Annotated in this window: 23 protein-coding genes and 4 pseudogenes; 13 read left to right on the top strand and 14 right to left on the bottom strand. The window is 52.3% G+C overall.

Annotated elements, in window-relative coordinates; translation table 11 throughout:
- Positions 1–363 precede the first annotated feature (363 nt).
- The 4 genes from PAGR_RS22495 (at position 364) to PAGR_RS22480 (ending at position 5,653) form a co-directional block, all read left to right on the top strand.
- Positions 364–867 (top strand): sugar dehydrogenase complex small subunit, encoded by a 504-nt coding sequence (locus tag PAGR_RS22495; protein ID WP_014604669.1) that lies wholly within the window; start codon positions 364–366, stop codon positions 865–867.
- Positions 868–891: 24 nt separating this feature from the next.
- Complete coding sequence (locus PAGR_RS22490; RefSeq protein ID WP_014604668.1) at positions 892–2,496, top strand: GMC family oxidoreductase; 1,605 nt, start codon at positions 892–894, stop codon at positions 2,494–2,496.
- Positions 2,489–3,847 carry a c-type cytochrome gene (locus PAGR_RS22485; RefSeq protein ID WP_014604667.1) on the top strand — a complete coding sequence of 453 codons (1,359 nt, stop codon included), beginning with the start codon at positions 2,489–2,491 and terminating at the stop codon, positions 3,845–3,847. Before PAGR_RS22490 ends, PAGR_RS22485 begins: the two co-directional genes overlap by 8 nt.
- A 264-nt stretch (positions 3,848–4,111) precedes the next feature.
- The gene (locus tag PAGR_RS22480) at positions 4,112–5,653 is read left to right on the top strand and encodes a sensor domain-containing diguanylate cyclase (protein ID WP_014604666.1); all 1,542 of its coding nucleotides are present in this window, start codon (positions 4,112–4,114) and stop codon (positions 5,651–5,653) included.
- A gap of 60 nt (positions 5,654–5,713) precedes the next feature.
- Here PAGR_RS22480 and PAGR_RS22475 read toward each other — a convergent pair whose 3' ends face one another.
- Positions 5,714–6,454: a nitroreductase family protein gene (locus PAGR_RS22475; RefSeq protein WP_014604665.1), complete on the bottom strand. Its 741-nt coding sequence runs from the start codon at positions 6,452–6,454 to the stop codon at positions 5,714–5,716.
- Positions 6,455–6,771: 317 nt separating this feature from the next.
- Between PAGR_RS22475 and PAGR_RS22470 the strand changes: the two genes are divergently transcribed.
- Positions 6,772–7,404 carry a LysE family translocator gene (locus PAGR_RS22470; protein WP_013027933.1) on the top strand — a complete coding sequence of 211 codons (633 nt, stop codon included), beginning with the start codon at positions 6,772–6,774 and terminating at the stop codon, positions 7,402–7,404.
- A 194-nt stretch (positions 7,405–7,598) separates the two neighbouring features.
- Here PAGR_RS22470 and PAGR_RS22465 read toward each other — a convergent pair whose 3' ends face one another.
- The gene (locus PAGR_RS22465; protein ID WP_014604664.1) at positions 7,599–8,156 is read right to left on the bottom strand and encodes a GNAT family N-acetyltransferase; all 558 of its coding nucleotides are present in this window, start codon (positions 8,154–8,156) and stop codon (positions 7,599–7,601) included.
- Between the two features lie 341 nt (positions 8,157–8,497).
- Between PAGR_RS22465 and PAGR_RS22460 the strand changes: the two genes are divergently transcribed.
- Positions 8,498–10,162 carry a methyl-accepting chemotaxis protein gene (locus tag PAGR_RS22460; protein WP_014604663.1) on the top strand — a complete coding sequence of 555 codons (1,665 nt, stop codon included), beginning with the start codon at positions 8,498–8,500 and terminating at the stop codon, positions 10,160–10,162.
- Positions 10,163–10,619: 457 nt separating this feature from the next.
- On the opposite strand, the gene PAGR_RS22455 is transcribed toward PAGR_RS22460, so the two are convergent.
- Together PAGR_RS22455 and PAGR_RS22450 are read right to left on the bottom strand one after the other, a co-directional pair.
- Positions 10,620–11,552 carry a DMT family transporter gene (locus PAGR_RS22455; RefSeq protein ID WP_014333212.1) on the bottom strand — a complete coding sequence of 311 codons (933 nt, stop codon included), beginning with the start codon at positions 11,550–11,552 and terminating at the stop codon, positions 10,620–10,622.
- The gene (locus tag PAGR_RS22450) at positions 11,552–12,139 is read right to left on the bottom strand and encodes a TetR/AcrR family transcriptional regulator (RefSeq protein WP_014604662.1); all 588 of its coding nucleotides are present in this window, start codon (positions 12,137–12,139) and stop codon (positions 11,552–11,554) included. The genes PAGR_RS22455 and PAGR_RS22450 overlap by 1 nt, the downstream gene beginning before the upstream one ends.
- Before the next feature lie 500 nt (positions 12,140–12,639).
- Between PAGR_RS22450 and PAGR_RS22445 the strand changes: the two genes are divergently transcribed.
- The 5 genes from PAGR_RS22445 to PAGR_RS22425 are packed head-to-tail and all read left to right on the top strand — an operon-like array spanning position 12,640 to position 17,703.
- Entirely contained in the window at positions 12,640–13,743 is a 1,104-nt protein-coding gene (locus tag PAGR_RS22445) for an ABC transporter ATP-binding protein (protein ID WP_014333208.1), read from the top strand.
- Between the two features lie 25 nt (positions 13,744–13,768).
- The gene (locus PAGR_RS22440) at positions 13,769–15,046 is read left to right on the top strand and encodes an ABC transporter substrate-binding protein (protein WP_014604661.1); all 1,278 of its coding nucleotides are present in this window, start codon (positions 13,769–13,771) and stop codon (positions 15,044–15,046) included.
- 4 nt (positions 15,047–15,050) lie between these two features.
- The gene (locus PAGR_RS22435; RefSeq protein ID WP_014333206.1) at positions 15,051–15,968 is read left to right on the top strand and encodes a carbohydrate ABC transporter permease; all 918 of its coding nucleotides are present in this window, start codon (positions 15,051–15,053) and stop codon (positions 15,966–15,968) included.
- Positions 15,965–16,783, top strand: a complete 819-nt coding sequence (locus tag PAGR_RS22430; protein ID WP_013027924.1) for a carbohydrate ABC transporter permease — start codon at positions 15,965–15,967, stop codon at positions 16,781–16,783. Before PAGR_RS22435 ends, PAGR_RS22430 begins: the two co-directional genes overlap by 4 nt.
- 11 nt (positions 16,784–16,794) lie before the next feature.
- A complete protein-coding gene (locus tag PAGR_RS22425) occupies positions 16,795–17,703 on the top strand; it encodes a metallophosphoesterase (RefSeq protein ID WP_014604660.1) in 909 nt (302 codons plus the stop codon).
- A 280-nt stretch (positions 17,704–17,983) separates the two neighbouring features.
- On the opposite strand, the gene PAGR_RS22420 is transcribed toward PAGR_RS22425, so the two are convergent.
- Positions 17,984–18,862: a LysR substrate-binding domain-containing protein gene (locus PAGR_RS22420; protein ID WP_014604659.1), complete on the bottom strand. Its 879-nt coding sequence runs from the start codon at positions 18,860–18,862 to the stop codon at positions 17,984–17,986.
- 713 nt (positions 18,863–19,575) lie between these two features.
- On the opposite strand from PAGR_RS22420, the gene PAGR_RS22415 reads away from it, so the two are divergent.
- Positions 19,576–20,157, top strand: coding sequence for a DUF6886 family protein (locus PAGR_RS22415; protein WP_014604657.1), 582 nt, complete (start codon positions 19,576–19,578; stop codon positions 20,155–20,157).
- Between the two features lie 29 nt (positions 20,158–20,186).
- Here the strand turns inward: PAGR_RS22415 and PAGR_RS22410 are convergent, their stop codons facing one another.
- The 9 genes and pseudogenes from PAGR_RS22410 to PAGR_RS22375 form a co-directional block, all read right to left on the bottom strand.
- Positions 20,187–20,624 (bottom strand): NUDIX hydrolase, encoded by a 438-nt coding sequence (locus PAGR_RS22410; RefSeq protein ID WP_014604656.1) that lies wholly within the window; start codon positions 20,622–20,624, stop codon positions 20,187–20,189.
- Between the two features lie 43 nt (positions 20,625–20,667).
- Positions 20,668–20,959, bottom strand: a pseudogene (locus PAGR_RS24320) (IS110 family transposase); the annotation flags it as partial.
- Positions 20,960–21,164: 205 nt separating this feature from the next.
- A pseudogene (locus PAGR_RS24425) lies at positions 21,165–21,284 on the bottom strand (IS30 family transposase); the annotation flags it as partial.
- A 451-nt stretch (positions 21,285–21,735) separates the two neighbouring features.
- Entirely contained in the window at positions 21,736–22,035 is a 300-nt protein-coding gene (locus PAGR_RS22400) for a hypothetical protein (protein ID WP_151243583.1), read from the bottom strand.
- Between the two features lie 154 nt (positions 22,036–22,189).
- Positions 22,190–22,459 carry a hypothetical protein gene (locus tag PAGR_RS22395; RefSeq protein ID WP_044042702.1) on the bottom strand — a complete coding sequence of 90 codons (270 nt, stop codon included), beginning with the start codon at positions 22,457–22,459 and terminating at the stop codon, positions 22,190–22,192.
- 253 nt (positions 22,460–22,712) lie between these two features.
- Positions 22,713–23,120: a hypothetical protein gene (locus PAGR_RS22860; protein ID WP_049792179.1), complete on the bottom strand. Its 408-nt coding sequence runs from the start codon at positions 23,118–23,120 to the stop codon at positions 22,713–22,715.
- Positions 23,121–23,156: 36 nt separating this feature from the next.
- Positions 23,157–23,801 (bottom strand): hypothetical protein, encoded by a 645-nt coding sequence (locus tag PAGR_RS24040; protein ID WP_193372501.1) that lies wholly within the window; start codon positions 23,799–23,801, stop codon positions 23,157–23,159.
- A 120-nt stretch (positions 23,802–23,921) separates the two neighbouring features.
- Positions 23,922–24,236 carry a hypothetical protein gene (locus PAGR_RS22855; protein WP_049792177.1) on the bottom strand — a complete coding sequence of 105 codons (315 nt, stop codon included), beginning with the start codon at positions 24,234–24,236 and terminating at the stop codon, positions 23,922–23,924.
- Between the two features lie 502 nt (positions 24,237–24,738).
- Positions 24,739–25,734: pseudogene (locus PAGR_RS22375) on the bottom strand (IS110 family RNA-guided transposase).
- A 211-nt stretch (positions 25,735–25,945) separates the two neighbouring features.
- Here PAGR_RS22375 and PAGR_RS22370 point away from each other — a divergent pair.
- Positions 25,946–26,170: pseudogene (locus PAGR_RS22370) on the top strand (carboxymuconolactone decarboxylase family protein); the annotation flags it as partial.
- Positions 26,171–26,173 lie beyond the last annotated feature (3 nt).

Below are 26,173 nucleotides of genomic sequence, written 5' to 3'. Positions count from 1 at the left end.
ATGCCACATGGGCCAGCATGCTCTCAGTTCCGCTTCGTATCAAATTTGTTTAATATCGATTTAATATATTTATAACCCAAGCAACTATCTGGTTTATCCTCAGCGGATTGTTAACATTTAGTTAATTACCAGTGGATCATTGAGAAAGAGACGTTCATGATCCCGCAGACTGAAAGCGGCAGATGGCAGACTCACCACCCATTATGCTGTTGAATTGGCGCTTAACCAGTGGCTTCAGGTGCGAACGCGGCAGGGAATGGCTGTGAATCCTGGCCCAAATATTATGCGCGCTGCCAGCATAATAATCCGTATTACGCAGGCTGATTTGCTGCCAGCGACAGGTGGCTTTTACTGGAAGATATGATGAATCACTATTCACGCCGACGCGTGCTGAAGATGGTCGGTCTGGTTGCTGTAACCAGCGCTGCCGGACATCTGCTCCCTCTTGCTCGCCTCAACGCCGCCCAGCCCGATGCCCAGACAGATGAGCTGGATATCTTTATGCAGGTTTCTCAGCAGCTTACCCAGCAGGATGAACTTAACGAAACCGTGGGTGCTGCGCTGTATGACACGTTGAGTCAGACCCAAAAGAATTTCTCCTCTGCGCTTTTGCGTTTGAGTAACCTGCTGACCCATCAGCCCGATCTGTTGCAACAGGAACGCCTGCCGTTTGCTGAGAGTGACGCAGGTAGCGCGAAGCTGGCGGGCACTATCCTGAGCGGCTGGTACACCGGGGTTGTGGGCAAAGGCAAAAATGCACGCTACATCACCTACATAAACACGCTCGCGAATCAAATTGTGAATGACAAACTGGTACCGCCGAGCTTCTCCTATGGCGTCTGCGGCAGCTGGGCGAGTCAACCGTGATCCTTTTTATGAGTAATGTCATCAATGAAGAAGAATGAGTCGGCGGATGTCGTTGTGATAGGCGCGGGCGTAAATGGCGCTTTGCTGGCTACCCGACTGGCCAAAGCGGGTAAATCCGTTGTATTACTTGAGTCCGGGCCGAAAATTGGGCGCGATGAACTGGTCGAGCGCTTTCGCAGTTCCGCCTTTAAGTCTGACTTTATGTCACCTTATCCCTTTTCTCCCATGGCACCTCAGCCACGCTATACGCCTGAGCCTAATGATTATCTGCAACAGCTCGGTCCGCAGGCGTTTAATGCGCAATACATCCGTATTTTTGGCGGCACCAGCTGGCACTGGGCTGCTCAGCTATGGCGCTTTGTGCCAAATGATTTTCAGCAGCATACCCTTTATGGCGTGGGCAAAGACTGGCCGATCGGCTATCAGGATTTGGAGCCCTATTACTATGAGGCTGAGGTCATTGCCGGCGTCGGCGGTTCACCTGATAACGGCTCGCCACGCAGTAAACCGTTTCCGATGGCGCGCGTGCCGGCTTCATGGCTTCAGCAACGCGTCACGGCCAGACTGGCACCCGACTTCAGCGTGCTGGACGACAGCACGGGACGCAACAGTCGCAGTTACGATGGTCGCCCGGCCTGCTGCGGTAACAACAACTGTATGCCGGTGTGTCCGATTGATGCTCAGTATCACGGCGGTCTGGCCGCTCAGCAGGCTGAGGACACAGGCGTTCAGGTGATCACCGAGGCGGTCGTGTATAAGCTTGAGCATGACGCGCAGGGCAGGATTGTTGCCGCCCACTATTATGACTGGAATAAAACCAGCCATCGCATTACGGCACAGACATTTGTTCTGGCGGCCAATGCGATTGAAACGCCAAAGCTTTTACTGATGTCGACCAGCGATAAATTTCCGCACGGGATTGGCAATGCCCGTGACAATGTTGGCCGTAATCTCTGCGACCATCCCGCCATTGGCGTCACTTTCGACGTGGATGAAGAGATTTGGCCCGGACGCGGACCTGTCAGTCCCTGTTCAATAGGGCAGTTCAGAGACGGCGAATTCCGCCGCGAACATGCGCCATTCCGTCTGGATATCTCCAATGCATCACAGGTGGCGGCGGTGACGAAGGAAGTGCTGGAAGAGGGGTACTTTGGTAAAAAACTCCAGGAGCAGGTTCGTTTTCGTGCGGCCCGCCGACTGAGCATTAAAAATGCGCTGGAACAGCTCCCCAATCCCGATAACCGCGTGACCCTAAGCAGCAATAAAGATGCATTAGGATTACCCACGCCTGCGCTGTTCTGGGATGTGGATGACTATGTGCAGAAGGGCACGGAAAAAACGCGAGAGTGCTACGATGCGATAGCGGCAAAACTGGGTGCGACCAATATCCGACACAGCAAAAGCGGTAAATTTTCGAACCGTCAACATATCATCGGTACGTTGTCGATGGGACTCGATCCGGCAACCAGCGTAACCGATGTCTGGGGACGGGCGCACGATCATGAAAACCTGTTTATGGTCGGTACCGGCGTGATGCCAACGGTCGGCACCTGTAATGTCACGCTCACCGCCATGGCGCTTGCGCTGCGTACCGCTGATAAGATTTTGCAGGAGACACAGCATGGGTAAGCGATTGAGCCGATTGCTGCCCGCCACGCTGCTAATGCTGACTGCAACTCAGAGTAGCGCGTGGGCGGAAAGCCAGACTGACCTCATAAAACGAGGGGAATATCTTGCTGTGGCTGGGGATTGTGCGGCCTGCCACACACAGGAAGGCAAAGCGCCGTTCAGCGGCGGCCATGCCATCGGTAGCCCTTTAGGCATTATTTTTAGCACCAATATCACGCCCTCGAAAACAGCCGGTATTGGTCACTACACTGAAAAACAGTTTGCCGATGCGCTACGAAGAGGCATTCGTGCCGATGGCAGTCATTTGTATCCGGCTATGCCTTACACCGCCTATGCCAAAGTGAGTGATAGCGATGTGTCTGCGCTTTATGCTTACTTTATGCATGGTGTGAAAGCGGTCGATAGCCAGCCAGAAAAAACCGATTTGCCGTTTCCGTTTAATCTTCGCTTTAGTATGGCGGCGTGGAATTTCCTCTTCCTGGACACAAAACCCTTCAAGCCCGATCCCAGCCAGTCCGCGGAATGGAACAGGGGGGCTTACCTGGTCGAAGGGCTAACGCACTGCAGCACCTGCCATACGCCGCGCAATTTTTTAATGGCTGAGCAGCAGAGCAAATCGTTACAGGGCGCCTCTTTAGGGACGTGGTTTGCGCCTGACATCACCGCCAATACCTTACAGAGTGACGATCAGTGGTCACGGGAATCGCTGGCAGCTTATCTGGCGAGCGGTCACGCCGATAACGGTGCGACGGCGGCGGGGCCGATGCTTGAAGCGATAGACAAGAGTTTTTCGCGTATGACGCCGGAAGATCGGGCGGCCATAGCAACCTACCTGATGCCTGCCGCCGATCAGGAAGAAGGCGAGGCTGACGCGGATTCAGATGTTCAGGAACCGGCTAGCGGACTCACGCCGGTGACCGGAGATGATACGCCAGACATGCTGTCCGATTTAACGGATGGCGAGCGCGTATACCGCAACAACTGTGCCGCCTGCCATAACCTTGAGGGACAGGGCCTGAATGGTTTACCTGCCCTGAGTAAACATCCGATCCTGGAAAAGCCTACGGCCGATAACGTTGCCATGGCCGTGCTTGAAGGTGTCTGGCCCGCAAACGGTCAGGGCATGATTGGTTTTGCCCATACGCTGGATAATACGCAAATTGCCGACGTCACGAATTATGTCATGCAGGATATAGGCAACAGTGCCGTGCGCATTACCCCGGAACGGGTGAAATCACTGCGTCAGGGCGGCGAGCCGTCACTGCTTTTACCGATAGCCCGCGCAGGGTTGGCAGTAGTTGTGCTGACGATCGGACTGCTGCTGTTTTGGTGGTGGCGCCGCCGACGTTAACCTCTCCTTCTCCATGTCATGGATGACGTGGAGGCTGCCGCGACATCTGCGCGTTCCCCGATACGCCCGACCGGTGAGGCTGGCACCATCAGCCTGCTATCAGAGCCTGCTGCCTGTACTCTGAACAGGCGCAAGGCGAGGCTGGCGTTCCTGTCTTAATCTAAACTGAAAACAGCAGATATAAATGGCCTGTCAGGATGTTATTGATAACACGTTGTTTCTGATATGTTGCATTATCTCGTGGCGAGAGAAGGGTTAACCAGCATGGAATTACGTCGAAAAAAAGATGCGGCGATGATGCGCCTTTCACCACTGCTCAGAAGCATTACCCTGGCGGGAAGTTTATTGACGATTGGCGTTATTGTGATCAATGTCTGGACGCTTTACCAGGACTGGCAAAGAACGGTTCGTATCACTGAAGAACGCGCCATTGATCTTTCTTTGGCTCAGGCCCGTCAGGCCGAAGATACCTTTCTGCAAACGGAACTGTCGCTGCGTGAAGTCCAGCGTGAAATCGAGTCTCAGGCAGAGACGGGCGGAGATGTCTCAACCCTCAACGACATCATGCGGACGTTACAGAGCCGCCTGCCGCAGCTGGAGGGTATTTTCTATTACGATGCGCAGGGGCGATGGGTCGCCAGTTCGTTAATGCACTCGTTTTCAGGAAATAACGCCGACCGGGAGTATTTCAGCTATCATCGCAACAATCCACGCAACAGCCTGCACGTGGGGCCTGCATTACGAAGCCGCAGTTCGGGCCGCTACGTTATTCCTGTTTCGCTGCGCGTCAGTGATAACTACCAGGGATTCCGTGGTGTACTCCTTGCCACGGTGAGCATCGATTACTTTCGTCACTACTACGATTATTTTGTTATTGGTCCCAAGGACTTACTGGCGCTGATGCTGGCAGACAGCACTGTGCTCTATGCTCGTCCTTTGTCGAACAGCTACATCGGTAAAAATCTCTCCTCCAGCCCGCTTTTTCACCAGCTGTTAGCCAATGCCGAACGCGGCAGCGGCCAGTGGAAAGCGAAGGTTGACGGCGTAACCCGCATTTTTGGTTTCGCCAGTTCAAGCCGTTACCCCTTGGTTGTCGCTGCAGGATTCGACAAAGAGGGGCTTTTGATTAGCTGGGCCGAAAGCCGGGTTCAGGGCGTAGTATTAAGCCTGGTGCTTCTGATGGCGATTATTCTGCTGTGGATGTTGATACGGCATGAGGCCAAACGTAGCTTACGCTATCAAATTGAATTAACCCATCTCAGGGATGAACTGACCGAAGCGAATCATTCACTGGAGAATCTGGCAAACGGCGATGGGCTCACGGGGCTGGCTAACCGCCGGTACTTTGACCACTTTCTGATAAAAAGCCTGCTGCACGGCCGCAGTAGCGGTGGGCCGGTATCATTAATCCTTTTCGATATCGATTATTTTAAACGCTACAACGATACCTACGGCCATGTCGCGGGTGACGCCTGTTTACAACAAGTAGGACGCTTACTGAAGACGTTTGCCCAGCGCCGCATCGATATCGCCGCACGCTATGGCGGAGAAGAATTTGCCATCGTGTTAGCCGACACCTGCGCCGCGGATGCGTTAAAAATAGCCTCAAGCGTGGTTGAGGCCGTCAGGAAGTTAGCGATACCGCACAGCTCGACAGGGCTGGAAACCGGGTGCGTCACGCTGAGTGCCGGCGTGGCAACAACGGTGGCAGGGGAAGGGCCAGAAAGGGCGGAACGATTAATTAAACGGGCGGATGAAGCGCTCTATCGTGCCAAACACGAGGGGCGAAACGGGGCAAGGGGTTAGCCTGTGAGAGTTGAGCCAGAGGGAAAGACATCGCCCGGGCATTGCCCGGACGAATAACGGTTATTTGTCGCTACCAAATCCCTGTTTGTGCAGTGCAGGCAGGACTTTTGGGAAATAGATGTGCTGATAATATCCGCTCACGCTGTCGCTCCAGCTTTCGCCGTCTGCTCGCCCGGTGGCTTGCCAGTGCTGAACCATTTCGGCATTGTAAGCGGCGATCTGCTGTTCCAGACCTTCGGTGTGATAGCTTTCTTCGTGACGGAAGGTCTGCAGAGGCAGGCGCGGCTTCTGGAAAGCAGGCTGGTCGACGTAACCGATAACGACGCCCGCGACAGGGAAAGTATATTCCGGCAAATTAAGCTGTTCGATCATCGCGTCCGGATCGCGGCGAATTCCCCCGATGGGCACGATGCCTAAACCTTCCGCCCGCGCAGCGGCCATAATACTGCCTAGTGCAATGCCTACGTCAGTCGCGCCAGAAACAATACTTTCAATGCTGTCCTGAGCAACCTGCTCTTTGCCCACAGCCGCCATGGCGACCCGGGATTTATGCATATCGAGAACGACGGTGATAAAAACGGGCGCTTTGGCAATCCAGGGCTGTCCACCGGCAATCTCTGAAATGGCCTGACGTTGAGCGGCATCCCGCGTAACGACCAGTGAAACCTGTTGTGAGTTAACGGAGGTAGGGGCGCGATAGGCGGTGCTGATAATGCGATCAAGGATGGCATCGTCAACAGGTTTATCGGTAAAGCTGCGCTCACTTTTATGGCTGGTGAACAGATTAATAATATCGCTCATTATTGCTCCAAAAAGGGTAACCCAAGAATTCGTTTCCCAAGGATAGCAAATACAGACTGGCACCTCTTTAACCGCACTGGCTTTAAGCTGCCGATTAATAACAAATTTAACAGGTGAGTCAGGCTGTTCGTGGGTAACGAGCAAAGGTATTAAACAGATGCGCCTGGGTGGTGAGCGATGAACGATGGTGACGAACAAGAAGCTGCTTCAGCGGGCCTGTTTCGTTTTCGAATCCCGGAGACAACACAATCCACCCTGTGAAAACGGATCATTTCCTTTAGAATAGCCGCTCTGATTATTCCCTACCGAGGTCCAGGATGTTGATTTCAAGCCTTATGGCCATTGCTGCCGTTCTGATTATGGGGGTGATAAGCCCCGGCCCAAGCTTTATCTATGTTGCCAGAAATGCTGTTGTGCATTCTCGTCTTCACGGAATCGTGACCGCTTTAGGCACTGGCGTTGGTGCTGCGATTTTTGCCCTGGTCGCGATGCTTGGGCTACAGAGGCTGCTACTTTTGGTGCCGGAACTGTTTGTGGTTATGAAGGTGGCGGGCGGGTTTTACTTATTATGGCTGGCTTTTAACATCTTCAAAGGTGCATCTCAGCCTGTACACCTCGCGTTGAATGGACAAAATGGGCACAGCAAGACATGGCTAAAAACATTCAGAGATGGGTTGTTAACGCAACTGAGCAATCCCAAAACAGCCATTATCTTTGCCTCTATTTTTAGTGCCCTTTTGCCTAAAAATATCCCGCTACTGTTTTATGTCGTCATCCCTCTGATGAGCTTTTTGATCGATTTTGTCTGGTACTCCATCGTTTCTGTCGCGCTGTCTGCCGAGAAACCGCGTCAGGTATATTTACGTATCAAGACGTCAGTTGATCGCGTCTCCTCAGCGGTTCTGGGCATACTGGGTATCAAACTAATCTCCTCATCATTCACCAAATAAGCAGCCTGACTGTTTACCCTGGGCGCGCTTAATCATCCGTTCTTTCTCCTGTCGCTCGCCGAAAAGGGAAACCGTGGGTGAGAGGACACAGATGGGTTGATTTGAGGGTAACGACCCGTCCCGGCATAAAGCGGACATGCGTAACAGTCTAGAGCCGCGCTCAGCGAAAGGCTGACTTCACAGGAAGGGGAGAGTCAACCGCCATATCTGTAGATCAAGGTATCGTCAGTCATTCCCATGCTGTCGAGGCGCTCGTTAACCAGTCTGGCTTCCAGTTTGAAACCGCATTTTAATGCAACGGACTGACTCCGCACATTACGTCCCGCGACACGAATTTCAATTCTCTTTGCGTGCAAAAAATCGGAGGCTATTTTAGTGGCCAGTTTGCACGCTTCGGGCATGATGCCTTTGCCCAGTGCATTGGTTGCAAGCCAGTAGCCGATTTCGACGTAAGGGATAGCCTGATTGCGGATGAACAAGCTTATGCAGCCTAAGAGTTCATCTGACTTGCGTTCAATGATTAAAAACTTATATTCGTCTCTGTCATTCAGGAAGTTATCTGCGGCATCTGCCATGTTTTTCTCAACTGAATCAATAGAGTGAAAACCCGGAGACCAGAGTAAGAACTCATGATGAAGTGAGCTGAACGTATTCAGTTTTCGTTGCATTTCTTCTGTACGGCCCAGGTCGGGTGCTGTCAGATAAAGCATGTCATGCTGCCGAAAAGAAGAAGGAATATCATCCAGATACATAAAAATCTCCTTAGTGCGGGTTATCTTTTTTATCATAAGCGATGAAAAGCTGCATTAGCCTAACAGAGTGAAAAGGGTGAGCCGTGCCCATTCAGGCAAAAAACAGCCAGCTTATTGCGCAATGTCCACATTCAGCAGAAAGCGAAACTTTAGCAGCCTTTCGCGGCTTTGTTAGCCGTAGGTTTTACGCTATATTCACGTTTATGTTCAGGCCCTGCACATTCTCACTCTACTCATCTCCATAACTCACCAGCCTCTCTCTAAAAAAATCAAGTTTTCGTTGATTTCGACGATTTACTGAGCGTTGGTTTTTTATTTTTTAAACACACACAGGGTGAGTTATGACAATTTCACAGCGACTTTATCTTACGTTTTCTCTGCTCTCAGCTTCTCTCGTTTCTATGGTTATTATTTCCATCGTGGTCGTTACTGGCTTCCAGTATCGCTTTCACTACGTTCAGATTAACGCCATACCTTCGATCATCGACTTAAACGTACTGATTGATGAGAACAATGAACTTCTCATTAAGCTATACGACTATCAGGGCGCAAAAGATCCTGCCAGGCAGGGGCAAATTGAATCAGAAATGAACAAAACGGTTGAGCGCCTTAATACCCTCAATCAGCATTATCTTGAGAATGATATATCCAGCGACGAAGATCTGCGGCTGACCAAAGAGGCGTTCGTCATGATTAAAAACATTCATGACAGGCTGCTGCCTTTCCTGCAGATCAACAGGATTCCCCAGTCATCATCGACGGCGAACTCAGATGAAAGCAGTAAAAATCTGAGTGAAGCCATTCGCACGCTTACAAGCAGTTACCGTAAGCAACTGCAGATAAATATTGATATCGGCACTCAACTGGATGAAACCAATACCCATATCTACTATACGACTCTATGGGGACTGATTGCCGGCTCTGGCGCCGTCATCCTTGTATTGGGTTTTTTCACGATCAAAACCATCATGTCTATACGCCGCCAGTTGAACGGCATGCGTCAGACCATGGAAGAGGCCAGTGAAAAACTCGACCTGACTCTCAGGGTTGATGAGTCACGTCATGATGAAATCGGCCTGACGGCAAGAGCCTTCAACCATCTGATTGAGAATGTTTCAGATTCACTGTCTAAGGTGGAAGCTTCAGCTCAGTCGGTAAGCTCTGCTTCTGCACAGATTTCGGCGGGTAATGAAGACCTGTCCTCCCGTACGGAAGAGCAGGCGGCCTCCCTGGAGCAGACAGCAGCGAGTATGTCCGAGCTTAGCGAAACCGTCCGTCAGACCGCTGAAAATACGCGTCTTGCCAGTCAGTTGGCGAAAAACGCCCGGGATATCTCAGAAGACAGTGCTGGTCGTGTCCGCACACTACTGTCCACTATGAGTGACATCAGGGCAAGCTCAGCCAAAATCACTGACATCATTGCACTCATTGAAGGGATTGCCTTCCAGACCAACATCCTGGCGCTGAATGCCGCCGTTGAGGCTGCACGTGCTGGTGAGCAGGGGCGGGGATTTGCGGTGGTGGCGGGTGAGGTTCGTAATCTTGCACAGCGCTCATCCTCTTCAGCTCGTGAAATCAAGGAGTTGATTGAGTCATCAATGGGCTTTGTCGAGGCCGGTTCTGAGCAGGCGGAAGGGGTAGGCTCTAACATGTCACGCATGAATGATGCGGTGCGGCAGGTCACTGATCTGGTGGATGAAATATCCGTAGCCGCCGGAGAACAGTCGCAAGGCATCAGCCAGGTCCATCAGGCCGTAAATCAGATGGACGGTGCGACACAGCAAAACGCCGCACTGGTTGAGCAGGCCTCCGCAGCATCGCGTTCTCTGATAGATCAGGCCTCCACGCTGGGTCATTTAGTGGGTGCCTTCACGATTACGCTTGCGGGTCAGTTATCCAGTAATAATCGGGAGCAAAACCGCGCCGCAGCGGTATCGTCGCCGGTTTTTAAGAAACCGCAGACCGCAGTGGTTGGCGGACAGGATCAAAACTGGGAGCAGTTCTGATAAAAGTAGGCCATAAAAGGTTCTGATAAGGATCGAAATCTGGCAGCTTTTAAACGCCTGATGCCCTGCAACAGGCGTTTTATATTTGATAAGGGCAGACCGAGAGGGCTGAGACATCGCTGCTGATGTTGGTAATGTCAGCCATGAGCAAAAAGCGAAAGGTATCGTCCCGCCTGAACCCTCGGAGACGCCAGGCAGCAGAACATTCGATTTCTCTGGTCCTGTCTTCATCGTACCCGGATTGACTATGCAGATTACCCTGGGGCCCTGTAAATCCTGGACGTTATCGTTGATACAGGCGCCACAGGACACCTCCGCTCAGGTTCAGGGACGGAGTCAGTTATCATTCTCCAGGCGGATTTTGCTTTCCTCAAGCTTAATGAGAGCGCCCGTGCGTATCTCGAAAGCCCAGAATGCATCGAAGGCCGCTTTTTCCTTCTTTTTTCCTGTCCCCAGATTAAAGGTTATCAGCCCGGCGCTGGGCTGAAGGGGAGGCGCGCTTGCCCGCTGGAAAGGTGATCACACCAAGACAGGCAATAATGAGTCCTACACCGGCCCAACCTGAAAGCGGCAGCCTTTCCCCGACAAGCAGAACGGCCAGCAGAGCGGCGACGACCGGCTCCAGCAGCGTGATCGTGGTTGCCATGCTGGCCGGGATGCGCGCCAGTCCGTAGCCATAGCAGAGATATCCCAGAAACATTGGAACCAGCGCCATATATATCCCGACGGCGGCATTATTCCAGGTTTCCAGAAGCGGTGCGCCGGTCATCAGAAGGACAGGGACAAGCAGGATACCGCCCGCCCCAAAGGTCGCCCCCATTGCCGCGCGTGGAGCTATGCCGCCCTGCATTAACCGCCGCGCAGACCACGAATAAAGGGCATAGGTAAAACCAGCCAGCAGCCCCAGCGTAATGCCCGTCATTGCAGAACCTTGTCCAGTACTGTGCCCACCGCTTTCCGCAAGGCAAAGCAGGATCATGCCGGCAAGCCCTGTAGCGGCACCGCCTGCCCACTGCTTTGTGAGGCGTACGCCTTCAAGACGGTACTCAATGAGGGCTGACAGTAGCGGGGCAGAGCCGATGGAAATGACAGTGCCGACAGTGACCCCGGCATAACGCATAGACGCATAAAAAGCGAGCGGATAAACCGCCACTGCGAGGGCACCCGTCAGCAGAAAAGGCCAATGCCGAAAAATCAGTCGCCGCTGTCGAATAAGCGGGGTTGCAGCGATAAGTCCCTGGAACAGTCCACCGATGCCCATTGCCACCGAGCCCACGGCGAGCGGGCTTAAAGCCGGGGCAAAGGTGGCGGCTGTACCGGTCGTTCCCCAGAGCACAGCCGCGATAATGACGGCCGTTGCGCCACCCGTTTGGTGTCCGGATGCAGGCATCAGTATGCCTCCATCAGTTGTTCAGCAATCACACTGGCCTGACTCACGCAGTCGCTGTTACCTTCCAGCCCGGCTCGTGAAATGCTGCCTTCCAGTAGAAAAGCGAAGTGCCGCGCCATTTTGCGCGCGCTTTCTGCATCTCCCATCATCAAATCTGTGAGATGCGCGGTCAGAATCGCCTCCACTTCCTCCTTGTGCTCACGAACGGCCTGTCGTCCCGGCGCGCTGGCGGGCAACTCTGCCGCTGCGTTCAGCAGGCCACATCCGCGAAATCCGTTTTCATAGGCAAATTCAGCATGGTCCTCATAAGCCGCGAATACGGCCAGTACCCGTTCTTTCGGCGTCATGGCAAGGTCCAGACGATTTTTGTACAAGGCAAGCCATTCCTCGTGACGAACCCTGAGATAAATCGCGACCAGCTCATCTTTAGAGGCAAAGTTGTTATATAAGCTTTTTTTGGCGACCCCGGCCCGCTTTACGATGGCATCGATACCTGTCCCGTTAATACCGTGGTTGTAAAACAGCACGCGCGCCGCACTGAGCAACTTATCATAAGCAGTTTCTGCGTTGGCAGATTGAGTTGGCATGACGATAACCTTTGTTAGCGGTATGTATGTATACCAGTCTACCTACTAAGCGGAAATATTCAACCTGTGTCTGTTTCCAGCAGTGAACAGTCGTTGCAGCCCTTTCTCTGTGGCTGCAGCGAGGATTCCGAGACGTTGTGTGAGTCTCTGGCGCTTTGCATGCGTCTGGTCATTTCTTATAGCATCCGGGGGGCCGCCAAACGTATTACGTTAGCCCTGGCCCTGTCGTGCAGCAGAATCGCATGCAGTCTCGGCTGGTCAATCAAGACGTTCAACGTCACTTTTGGGCACGACAGGTTGTCAGGATGCCGCTTTCTGCGTTCATTCGCTGTCAGGAACAAGAGAAAAGCTCGGTCGCGACGGCGGCCTGGTAAGGCAGGGAAGGATAAGCCCGCATGATTAATCAATGGGTGCATCTTTTTTCTGTCATTTTTCAGCCATAAATCGTTCATTTTTCTCGGCTAGCTTACTGCAATTCTTATTTGCAAAGCGGCGCATGTATGAGCCATCTGGCGCTTCATCACATCACCAAGAGCTGGGGCGAGAAAATCGCACTGGATAATATCCATTTTGACGCCGCCGAAGGGACGTTCGTTGCTCTGTTGGGGCCTTCAGGCTGTGGTAAATCGACGCTGCTGCGCACTATTGCCGGCCTGGAGACGGCCGACACGGGTTCGGTGAGTTTCAATCATGTGGATATCACCCATTTGCCCCCCTCCCAACGCAAGCTCTCCATGGTGTTTCAGTCTTATGCGCTTTTTCCTCACCTGAGCGTTAAAGAAAATTTGTTATTTGGCTTAAAAGCCCGCGGTGAAGATAAGCTCACGTTTGCCGATCGTCTGAGTCGGGTCAGTAAGTTGATGGAACTGGAGGCGTTGCTGGATCGCTTGCCGTCCCAGTTGTCCGGTGGTCAACAACAGCGGGTGGCACTGGGGCGAGCCGTTATCGCCAACAATACGCTCTGCCTGATGGATGAACCCCTTTCTAACCTTGATGCCAAGCTACGCCAAAGCATGCGCCGTGAGATCCGTGCCTTACAGAAGAAGTTGGGTCTGACAATGATCTATGTCACCCACGATCAGACAGAAGCCATGAGCATGGCGGACAGCATTATTTTGCTGAACGCGGGACGAATTGAGCAGCACGACACACCTGATAATCTCTACAACAACCCTGCCAGCGTGTTCGCGGCACAGTTTATTGGCGCACCGCCCATGAACATCCTGCCGCTCGCCTGCCACAACGCGAACCACTATCTGAGTCCGCTCAGGGAGCCTGTCGTCGAAGGTTTCACCGCCGGCGCACTCAGTCTGGGCATTCGGGCTGAAGATATTCAGCTTATTAACGCTGATGGCGCGGTGCTGACGGCCAGCGTGGTGAGTTACGAATATATGGGGGCTGATACCTTATTAATGTGCCAGCTTGCTCACAGCCACGAAACATTAACGGTGACGGTAGCAGGAATGAAACGGTTCAGTGAGGGAAGCCTGGTGGGGCTGCAATGGCCTGCTGATAAGCAATACCTGTTTTCCACCGATAGCGGTAAACGCTGTTTGCATGCAGAACAGCTGATGTCTGTTTCGTCCAAAAAATACGCGGTTTAACGATCTTTTTACCTAAGGGAAAATCATGTCTGCTATTCGTCTGTCACATCTGCTTCCTGCATTGCTTATCGCAACCAGCGCGTCAGTTTTTGCTGCCGATCCGGTAAAACTGCAAATGTATTATCCCATCGCAGTGGGAGGCGAGATCAGCCACACCGTTGAAGCACTGGTTGCCGATTTCGAAAAAATTCATCCCGAAGTCAGTATTCAGCCGGTCTATACCGGTGACTACGCCACGACGGTGACCAAAGCATTGACCGCTTTTCGTGGCGGTAATGCGCCACAAATGGCCGTTATTGGCGATATCGAAGCTTATTCACTGATGGATGCGGGGGCGATTGTCGCGGCCAGCGATCTGGCCAAAGACGATGAGGGTAAGAAATGGATCGACAGTTTCTATCCTGCTTTCTTACGCCATATCAATGGAAAAGTCTGGGGCGTTCCTTTTCAGCGCTCGACCGTGGTGCTGTACTGGAATAAGCAGGCGTTTGAAAAAGCGGGTCTGGATGCTGATACGCCGCCTGCGAACTGGCAGCAGGTGGTGGACTTTGGCAAAAAGCTGGTCGTGAAAGACGGGCAAAACGTCAGCCAGTGGGGCATTGAAATCCCGACTACGCCAAATGGCTATTGGGTGTTTCAGGGGTTTGCTGCGACCAATGGCGCGCATCTTGATAATGGCAAGGGCACGGCCGTGTATTTTAATACGCCCGGGAACATTGAAACGCTACAGTGGCTAACCGATCTCGGTCAAAAAGAGGGCGTTTCACCTAAAGGCGCCGTTGCATGGGGCACCACGCCACAAGATTTTTTGAGTGGCAAAACCGCGATGATGGTGACCACCACGGGTAATCTGAGCGTGGTGCGTAAAAATGCGACGTTCCCGTTTGGTGTCGCGATGCTTCCTGAAAAGACACAGCGCGGAAGCCCGACCGGTGGCGGTAATCTGTATGTCTTCAAAAATGCATCCCCGGCACAGCAGAAAGCCGCCATGGCGTTTATCCGTTGGGTCACCGCCCCTGAACAGGCTGCTCGCTGGAGTATTGCTACCGGTTATGTCGCGACTTCACCCGCCGCCTGGGAAACGCCAGCCATGAAAGACTATGTGAAACAGGTTCCGCAGGCGCTGGTGGCACGTGAGCAACTTAACTATGCCCAGCCAGAACTCTCGACCTATAACAGCGTGCAAATTCAGGAGGCGCTGAACCACGCCATTGAAGCCGCGATAACCCAGACGAAAACACCGGCAGAAGCACTGGAATCCGCCCAGAAGCAGGCCGATCGTTTGCTGAAGGCTTACCAGTAATACGATGGCGATGAACACACTTGGAACAGCATCCCCTGCTTTACGCTCAGGCGTCGGATCATTACAGCTGTGCGGCTATTTGCTGATCTTACCGGCACTGGGTTTTTTATTGCTGTTTACCCATTATCCTGCTCTGGCGACGGTGTGGGAAAGTCTGTTCAGCGCCTCACGTAACGGTCATCCGGCCCAGTTTGTTGGGCTGGATAACTACGCTGCGCTGCTGGATGACGATGTGTTTATCCGGTCGTTGTGGAACAATCTGCTCTATGCCCTGGTCACTATCCCTTTGGCGGTGATGCTGGCTCTGCTCATGGCATTGGCCGTTAACCGACGACTGGCGGCTAACGCCGTGATACGTGCGGCTTTTTTTATTCCCTCTCTTCTGCCAATGATTGCGATTGCTAACCTGTGGCTGTTTTTTTACACGCCACAGTTGGGCTTACTGAACAAACTTCTGTCGCTGTTTTCCATTGCTCCGGTTAACTGGCTTGGCGAGCCGGGCACCTCCCTGTGGTGCCTGATGGCGGTCTCCGTCTGGCGTGAGGCCGGTTTCTTTATGATTTTCTATCTTGCTGCCCTGCAGCAGATTGATCCGCGCCTGCGTGAAGCGGCGGAAATCGAAGGGGCATCAAAGGGCTATTTCTTCCGGCGCGTCCAGTGGCCATTGCTGATGCCGACCACGTTATTTGTCTTGATCAATGCATCCATGAATGCGTTTCGCATCGTCGATCAGGTTATTGCGATGACGAACGGCGGCCCGGACAACAGCAGTAGCCTGCTGCTGTTTTACATCTATCGCACAGCATTCAGTTACTGGGATTTACCGGCAGCGGCGGCCATGACCGTGGTGTTGCTGCTGATTTTGGCGGCGATTGCGCTAGTTAAATTTAAGTTGATGGATAAACGAGCCCATTATCAATGAAGCCTTCCTTTTCTGTTGGCCGCCTCGGCCTGAATCTGATTATCTGGTTAGCGGCGCTGCTATGGCTGCTCCCTATCCTGGTGGCGCTGTGGGTTGCGGTGCATCCCGCGGCAGAGCAGGGCAGCTTCCGGCTTTTTGCGCCGCTGACGCTGCAAAATTTTATTAACGCCTGGCATGCTGCCCCCTTTGCCCGTTACTTCATGAATACGATTTTGCTGGTGATGATGATCGTTACAGTCCAACTGGTGTTGGCCACGATGGCGGCTTACGCACTGGTCCGTTTTCGCCTGAAGTATTCGGGCATGTTGTTTGCCCTTATCCTATTGCAGCTCATGATCAGCCCCGATGTGCTGATCCTGAATAACTATAAAACCATTGGCGCACTGGGCCTGCGCGATACATTGACCGGCATTGCCTTACCGTATTTTGCGTCTGCCTTTGCCATCTTCCTGCTGCGCCAGACGTTTAAAAGCATCCCCTTAGTGCTGGAAGAGGCGGCGATCGTGGAAGGCGCCAGCCGGTTTTATATCTTACGTAAGATCTACATCCCGCTGGCCAGACCGATTTATATCGCCTTTGCGTTAGTCTCTGTCAGCTTTCACTGGAATGATTTTCTCTGGCCGCTGGTGATTACCGACTCGGTTAAGGTACGGCCCTTAACCGTCGGGCTGCAGCTATTTTCCGCGCCAGAGCAGGGCGTGCAGTGGGCGCTTATTGGTGCAGCAACATTGATGACAACGCTGCCGCTTTTGCTGCTCTTTCTGATATTTCAGCGTCAGTTTATTCAGTCTTTCATGCGTGCCGGTATACGTTAAGGTGAACGCCAATGTTAACGCCTCACTCGCTTAGTCTGCAGCAGCGCGAACTGCTGGCGGACGTCGCACCGCTGTATCAACCGCCGTTGCTGCGTCCCTTACCTGCGCGGAACAACGTTGTTCGTTTTGGTTTGATCGCCGACCCGCAATATGCGGATATCGAACCGGATGTTGACAACCATCTTTACTATCGCAACGGACTACAAAAACTGCACCAGGCCATCACGGCGCTCAACGCGCAGCCGCTCGATTTTGTGGTGACCCTGGGCGATCTCGTCGATCGCGACTGGTACAGCTATGCTGCGGTATTGCCGGTATATCAAGAATTAAAGCATCCCCATGCCGTGGTGCTGGGTAATCATGATGCGCAGACGATTGCCACACGACTTGAAGGTAAGGTTCCCCTACCCAAGAGCTATTACGCTTTCCGTTTTAACGGCTGGCGCTTCATTGTCTACGATGGCAATGATATGAGTCTTTACTGCAATGCGCTCAACGGCACCGATCGCCAACAGGCGGCAGCGTTGCTGGCCCGGCTGCAACATGAGCATCAACCCCACGCGCAGCCCTGGAACGGTGCCGTGTGCGCGCAACAATTGGTGTGGATAGAGCAGCAGTTACAGGCGGCACAGCAGTGCGGAGAAAGCATCGTGGTATTCGGGCATTATCCGCTGGCTCCCGGGAATACGCATATGTTAATGAACGCCGACGCGCTGGTTAATTTATTCACCCGCTACCGGGTGCGCGCCTGTTTTGCCGGACACGATCATCGCGGAGGCTATGCCCGTATTTTGGACACCGACTTTTTTATCATGAAGGGCATGCTCGACGGCCCTCTAGACGTGCCCTTCGCGTGGGTGGAAGCAGACGGTGATACGCTCAGCGTAAAAGGCTATGGTGGAGAGATAAGCCGGGGGTAAACAGCATTGGCGATGAATGTCACAACAGTGTAGGCACAGTATCTTCTGTAACGATTTTAGTTACAGCATACTGTAATTGGCCTTACTCAGGTGCCCGCGTCAGGATTAGCGCAGCAAGCAGGAAAGGTGCCAAAGCCGGGCCGGACAAAAAGCAGGGCGTTGTTTAAACGACCACAATCTGACAGCCCTGTGCTCAGCCTCAACCGCCAGAAATACCTGCCTGTCCGGTCATTGATTGATGCTGTCTGTTGGCTGGATTTCTTCAGGCGCGGTAGTTGGCTTATGTGCCATGAAAGTGCGTTTTTATCATCTGGCAAAGCGAGGCTGCTGCGGCTGATACGTTTTTTTCAGACTGATGCAGACGAACGCCAATCGCGCCAGTATCTGGCAATTTTTGCTGGTCAAATATCGCGAGTGATGACGGCATGCCCGTTTGTGTTCGCAACGTCATTCCGAGCCCGGCCGCCGCGGCCGCCCATATCCCACTCAGGCTTCTGCTGGTAAACGCAATGCGCCAGGGGATATTCATGCTGTCCAGGGCCGCTGTCGCCGCGCTACGCATCAGACAGGGTGCTTCAAAAACCAGTAACGGCAGAGGTCGGTTCCGATCGATAAATGCGCCGATATCGAAATCTTTTGCGCCAATCCAGCAGAGTGGTAATGACCCGAGCGACTCGCTGTAAGCGGTGCTCTCGTCACCCTGCCAGCTCAGTGCAACATCAAGTTCATTGTGACGTATTGCATCTAGCAGAGGCTTGTTGCGGGTCACGGTCGCGGAGACCTGAACGTCGGGGTGCGCACGTGAAAATTGCCCAAGAAGAGAGGGGAGAAGTGATTCTCCAAAATCTTCCTGCAATCCCAGCCGAACCTCGCCACGGATGCCCACCGATTTCACTGCCTGGTAAGCTTCGTCGTTGAGACTCATCAGCCTGCGCGCATAGGCAAGCATCATTTCCCCCTGGGCAGTAAGGACCAGATGTCGTCCTGACTTTTGCACCAGCGCGGCGCCTGCCTGCTGCTCAAGCTTTTTAAGCTGAGCGCTTACCGCCGATGTTGAACGCCCCAGGCGCTCTGCAGCAGCAGCAAAACTTCCCAACTCAATACCGGTGACAAAGGTTCGTAATGTTTCAGCATCGAACGTAACGGGTCTTTTCGCCATTTTTCATCCCGTTTTATGGGATTCAGGGTCCCAATATTTCTGATTTTATAGATCGTCAAAGCATCCTATCTTTCTACCACATCCTCAAGGAGAAACAAAAATGAACACGATAAAGGTGAGTCGGGAGAATATGGCCGGGATAGCACCCAAGCTGGCACGTCTCAGTGAAGAGGTCTTATTTGGCGATATCTGGCAGCTACCGTGTTAAGTTCCGCATCCATCGCTGAAAGTTTTGATGAACACCCCCCTAAGCGTCAGCAGCAAGCTGCCGACGCCAAGGCCCCGGAAATCACGCCCTTCACGTCGCACGCGCCGCGAAGCCCGTTCACCGGGGTTAAAAGGGGTTACCTGAGTTTCTTCATTGCTGAAAGTCCGCAAAGCTGTTCAGGGAAAGGTAGGGTAGGGCACGATTTATAGGGCTGTAACCGGCTACGCCGGGCGTACGGCGCCGTTCAGCTTCTGCGCCCTTTTACGTCATCTAGCACCTTCATGCCGCTTAAGCGGCATTCTGGATACGGCTCTCACTGCAGGAGTTAATTCAGATTAAAACGTCCACTATGTGCCAGAATCAAACGTTTCGCACATCCAGCTTCAGACCGGAACTCTCTGCATGCCTCAAAAAATTAAGGTAAAAAATCGTTCATATGAAGGAAGCCTGTTTTACTCAAAATGCTCTATCAGGAGTGCTGGATACATTTTAAAAGGAGCCTTAAGTGCGTCTTTTCCATTTCAGCGACAGCCCTGATATCACTATATTCAAACCTCGCCAGTTAAGAGTTCATGTTGATCGCCCTCCCGGACAGGAATGGCTAAACGGGTCACTGATATGGGCTACGGATGAAGCGCATGAGTTACTTTATCTTTTTCCTCGTGAGTGCCCACGCATCGTATTCTGGCCATTACCTGACACATGCAAAGTGGACATCGAACAATGGATGGGCAGAGACTCCCGTACCACTGCAGTAGCCTGTATCGAGCATGCATGGTTATCACGCTTTCTGAGTGGCAAAATTTACAGATACGAATTGCCTGTAGATGGCTTTGAACCAACAGGAGAAGTCGGTATGTGGGTATCACGAACTGATGTTATCCCAACTGGCCTGAAAGTGATTTCCAACCTTAATGCTGAACTTGCATTGCGCAATATAACGCTTAGGGTAATGGAAAGGCTTACGCCGCTCAAAAGTGTATGGCTGACATCACTTCACGCCAGCGGCATCAGATTGAGAAACGCACAAGACTGGGGAAAACCAGGCTGGACGCATTCTAAGCCGGGCCGCCAGATTATTTTATAAACGTATAACTGACAGGTCAGGCCCTCAAGCTACCAGCCGTACTCTGAGTAATTTTCGTCAGAGTTAATTGCGTCAACAGCTTGCCTGACGTAGGGTATTGTTTCTTCAGGCAGTGCCGATATTATTTTCCATTCAACTTTGCTGTGTTTGTCAGGCTCAGCAAGGACAGGTTCTCCGGTCCATTTTCTGCAGATAAAGTAGTGTCCCATCCATGAACGGTTATCTGTCCAAACATGCATGCTGTGCGCAAGTATTAATTCTGAAGGCAACACTTCAATACCTGTTTCTTCTTTAAGCTCTCTGGATGCAGCAGCTGAAAGAGTTTCTCCCTTTTCTAATCCACCGGCAGGCAAGCTGAAGCAACCGTCCATCCAGCCAGTATTAGCCCTTCGAAGCATGCAGAGTTCATCCCCGCGTAAAAGCAAAACAAACACTGCAACGGATAGGTTATATCTTTCACGACTCATAGTTATGTTGCGACCTCTTAGTTACTGAATCTACAGCCTATTTAATCCCCATGCCACGGGCAAACTCCCGGCTTCGGTGAGGGTTGGCCAGAGACACAAAGAATCCTGCATCGCACAGGGACGTGGCCAGCCGTTCGTGATACACGCCAGTGGCCTCCATCACCACATGAACATCCTCCGGACCGCAGTGCTGAAGCCTGAGCCAGCGAAGTATGCGCTCAACCCGCACTGCGATCATTTTTTATATTACGTTTCTTAACGCGGCCTTTGATGCCGTCATAAAGCATGCAGAGGTCAAGCGTGTCTTTGCTGACGTCAATACCGACTGGAAACATGATATCTCTCCTCTCACATAGACCGTCACGCCTGTTCGCCTTGTACATGCGGAGTCGTGCTCCCGGTAACCGTTCAACCTGATGTGCTGGCGTGAAAGGTGAAGCGGAGGGCCATATGCTGCAAAAGAAGGTTCAGCGATCGTCAATATCTGACCTTAAGGGCGAAGACCGGCTCACTCTGCTTCAGTGGTGGTAGCTAATCACCACGTATGGTTAGATACAAGCCACCTGCCTGGTGGATTGTAGGCATAACAGAAGAGTGAAATCTGTCGAACATTCTGGCGATATCATGCAGGGAATCACCTTGCTTATATTTGTCCCAGATAAATGCCTTCTGTTAAGGCGTGTAGTTAATCCGAGTTCTTCGTTTCATGGCAACGTCCCCCTTGATTAAGGATAGCGTTGCATCGACCCATTGAACTCACAGCCAGAAGCGGACATTACTAACATAGCGGTGTGTTAATCAACGGGGAGCAGGTCACCTCCTCAGGTGCAAGCCGGTGCTCACTGCTGCCACTGGCCAGAAAAGAACAGTGGCAGCAAGGGCATTAACGGAGGAGAGTGTGCGACTGAACCCACTTCTATCCAAACTACAGCTAAAAATCCCTATTTAACGCTGAGAAATAAAACAGGCCGCATCAGCGGCCATTCAGCTTCCGCACCCATTCATGCAAGCAGTTCTGAAACGGGATACGTCACCAGGTAAAAACATATGCCGGAAGGCTGGTATCCTCGTCTGTACGGTTCTTCTGTTTATTCTTTTCACACCGGCGTAATCATGTTCCTTCATTGCCACCCGGGTCTGTACTTTCATTGCCACCCGGGTCTGTACTTTCATTGCCGCCCGGGTCTGTACTTTCATTGCCACCCGGGTCTGTACTTTCATTGCCACCCGGGTCTGTACTTCCGTTATCGTCATTCAGACCAACCCCAACGGCAGTAACTGAATATCCTTTAACTAAAATTAAAAGGGGATGCTGGGCTGGCTTAAAATCGGTGTGAATGACCGGGGCAGCACGGGATACACCGGTTAAGATCAGAAATAAAAAAGCTGCTGACTGACGTATTTTCATCATTACCTCGTGATCATTTATGGGGTAAAAGGTATCAAGCAGAACTTCACTCCCGTTCACTGTAATAAAAACAGCCTGAATTAAGGTACTGCGCTAAGCCTGAAAATAAGTTCATGTTTCAAAAATGAAGGACCGTCTGGCGCTGGCTGTATCAGGCTTAGCCGTTACCCCCACTTCCTCCGTCGGCAGGATAGTCAGCCTGATGGTCACCTCCGTCGTGATCATTTGAGCTCGTCCCATCTCCCCCCTGAGTAGCGCTGGCATCGCCGTCATAATTGTTATCGCCGTCGCCATCATCTGCCAGTGCGGAATGGGTCGTCGCGGTGAAGAGAAGAGCTGAACTGATCAGAGTCATAACACCCGTTACAGGGCGAAGGAATACGGACAAAAGAAGTAACGGCAGGACTTTTCTGGTTTGCTTTTTCATAAATATATCCTTGTGTAAATCAATTAAAACCGGCAGATATCCTGTTATGTAAAATGAATGGCTGATATCAGGTTAGCCGGAACGTTTAGTTTCAGTAAGTAGAGTTAATCGATACACATTTACCAAAATCCTTTTATTCAGACCTAGCTGATATATTTCGCAGGGTTCCCAAAACGGCATTTCAGCTGTGAAAAAACTTTTCTGACGTTCATATACGGGAACGGTCAATGATTTTACAGGCCAGCCTTAGAGGTTATTGCCTGCTTTCCGCACCACTCATGCCCGGAGAGCCGTCATGTCCACCCGGACCGCCAGCCCCCCCTTCACCGCCTTTCCCCCCCGGGCCGGCATTGCCCCCGTTCCCACCGTTTCCGTCCCCCGCACCACTTCCCCCGTTACCACCGTTTCCTCCGTTCTGTCCGCCGTTACCGCCGTCACCGCCATTACCGTTTGACCCGTCCCCGGCATTGCCCCCATCGCCACCGTTGCCATCACCGGAGGCATTGCCACCATCCCCGCCGTCTCCATCGTCGGCCAGCGCGTAATGCGTGGTTGCGGTGAACACAAACGCTGAACTTATCAAGGGCATGATGCCGGTTAACGGGCGCAGGAATAAAGACAACAGCAGAAGAGGCAGGAATTTCCTTATTTTATTTTTCATTGTTGTTTCCTCGTGTTAATGACCGGAAGTGATGAATCAGGCCTGATTGTTACCACCGTCACCACCGTCCCCGCCGGGGGAGTTGTTGCCGCTGCCGCCGTTCCCTCCGTCCCCTCCGTCAGCGCTGCCATTCTGACCATTCCCGCCGTTGCCACCATCACCACCCGAGGAGTTGTTTCCACTTCCTCCGTTGCCGCCATCGCCGCCCTGGGCACCATTCTGCCCCCCGTTCCCGCCGTCGCCGCCGTCTGCATTACTGCCACTTCCGGCGTTTCCGCCGCTCCCACCGTTACCGCCGTTCGGCCCGCTGCCGCCGTTACCGCCGTTACCGCCGTTGGCTGTAAGGATGAACTGCGGGCCATTCAGAACGGCTGCACCCGTTTCGTAGCGTATAGGCCTTGTCACGCCGGCACCGTCCTGGCCGTTGATTCCGTCGTGCCCGTCAGTGCCGTTCTTCCCCGGAGTATTATCCTGTGCGCCCCCGTTTTGACCGTTGCCGCCATTCCCTCCATATTTTCCTCCGTCTCCGCCATGGCCACCCGGAGTGTTATTTCCGCTACCACCGTTGCCACCGCGTCCTCCGTTTGCATCCCCGACGCTGTTGCCGGCTGAATTATGATGATGATGATGCTTCCTGATATGGCCGTTGCCGAACTCGCTGGAATGGGCGTATGCAGACAAAACTGAACTTAACGTAACTGTCAGGATAAGGGTGTTTCGCAAGGAGTTACTTTTTTTCATGACGACCTCTTTATTTAAGGCCTGTAATCCAGGCCTGAATTAAATTCTTTAAGTCACATCTCAGGCGCTGTCGCCGCCGTCGTCACCACCGCCATTATCGCTGCCATCCCCGTTTCCGGTGCCGTTGTTATTCCCGTTATCATTTCCGCTGTCGTTGCCCGAATTATTACCACCGTCACCGCCCCGCGCCCCCGGTGAATTATCACCACTGCCGCCGTTACCGCCGGGCCCGCCGTTGGCATCACCCACTTTTATAAACTGAACCCGCGCATGATGAGGGCTCTCTTGGATGAAACTGAGATGGCTGACAGTAGAAGCGCTGGCAAAACCGGAGAACGCAAATAACAGGAATATTGCAGACTTACTTTTTTTCATAATTGCCTCGTATTCATTGACAGAAACGGGAATGCATTACGGAAAATCACATGTAAATCGACTGCAATATAAAAATATCTTAAGCCGGGCCTGGGAATATACTTACAAAAACTGAATTTAATGTTTCATTAATGTTTAATTTATTTCTATACATTTCCATATGCAACAATCAACACGACTATTAAATAAAAATTACAACACATCACTGCATTCAGACTAATAATAAAGCATCATATCAATAAGATAAAAATAATTAGATTACTAAGCTTTAACTTCTCCTCCCCGCACTTTATGCACTTAAACAGTTAAAAAATTAAATATTCACTCTCTTCAGTGTTTAAACTTTTTTGCACAAAAAAATAAAGCCAGAGCAGCTACTTTGACCTGCTCCCTGATAATTAACACAGAAGACTGTTAGCAACGTACGCTTTTCGCTCATAGCAGACTACGTCCGGTTACCCTCATAAGCGCTTCAGTCACTAAAGTGTCAACTCAACCTGAGTCAGGTATCTAACGCAGCACGGGGACCTCCGTCACAAAAAGCCGTTCCCGTCTTCAGGACGCCATAACACCAGTGAACCAGTTTTCGCATCAGTGCACCGATAGCTACCATTTTAGGTTTGCCCCGCAGGCACATCTCCTAGTAGATATTACGCATACGTTTGTTATGAATTTTCCCGCACAGAGCCGACATGTAAAGTTTGGCTCTCAACTGAGGCGGGCCGATTTTAGACATGCGTGGACGTTCCCGAACCGACGTGCCCGAGCGCTTCTCGACTGGCACCACGCCCAGAAAGGCACCCGCCTGGTCTGCTGATTCAAAGTGATGGCTGCGGAGCACAACCAGCATGTGCATCCCCAGTTGGGGCCCGACAGATTTAATCGACGTCAGCAGCGCATAATCCCGTTTCAGGTCCGGGCTGGCCTGAATGTGCGCTTTAACCTGTCGTTCAATACTTCTCACTTCTTCACGGAGCAGCTGCGCCATCCTGATGCATGAACTGACGACATCTGCAGGCGTTTCGTTAGACTGATATTTTTCGAGCCGGTTTTCCTCACGCACGGCGTCAGCGAGTATTACATCCCGCCGGCGCAGAAGTGCGCTGAGATGTCTGATATCCGCTGCGGGAGGCTCCCACCGATGCGGTTTTTTCAGCAGTGCATAACAGGCCAGCATATACGCATCCACCTTGTCCGTTTTGGTCATTATCCCCATGCCTCGGGCAAACTCCCGGCTGCGGTGAGGGTTGGCCAGAGACACATAAAAGCCCGCATCGTGCAGGGCCGTGGCCAGCCGTTCGTGATACACGCCGGTGGCCTCCATCACCACATGAACATCCTCCGGACCGCAGTGCTGAAGCCTGAGCCAGCGAAGTAGGTGCGCAACCGCGCTGCTGTCGTTGCGGATATTCCGTGTTTTGACGCGACCTTTCATGCCGTCATAAAGCATACAGAGGTCGAGCGTTTCTTTACTGACATCAATACCGACTGGAAACATGGTTTCACTCCTCTCACATTAACCGTCACGCCTGTTCGCCTTGTACATTCGGAGTCGTGCTCCCGGTAACCGTTCAACCTGATGTGCTGGCGTGAAAGGTGAAGCGGAGGGCCATGTGCTGCCAGGCAGGATCGGTATTTAAACCGTCCTCAGGGAAGGGACCGGCTCACTCTGCTTCAGTGGTGGTAGCTAATCACCACGTATGGTTAGATACAAGCGGGACGGGCTTTCACTGCGGGACAGAAGTCTGATTACGGTCAGCGCCCTCATTGCACTGTATCGAAATGAACAGCTGGGCTGGCATCTGGAATTTGCTCGCCAAAATGGCATTTCAGACGATGAAATTATCGAAGTGATAACGCATCTTGCCTTTTATTGCGGCTGGCCCAACGCCGTTTCCGCGTTGACCGTCTTCAAAAACACACAGCCTGAGTGAGGG

Source organism: Pantoea ananatis PA13, assembly GCF_000233595.1.
GTDB classification, from domain to species: domain Bacteria; phylum Pseudomonadota; class Gammaproteobacteria; order Enterobacterales; family Enterobacteriaceae; genus Pantoea; species Pantoea ananatis.
The sequence above is the reverse complement of the archived record's forward strand: the minus strand, read 5'-3'. Positions and strand labels throughout refer to the sequence as shown.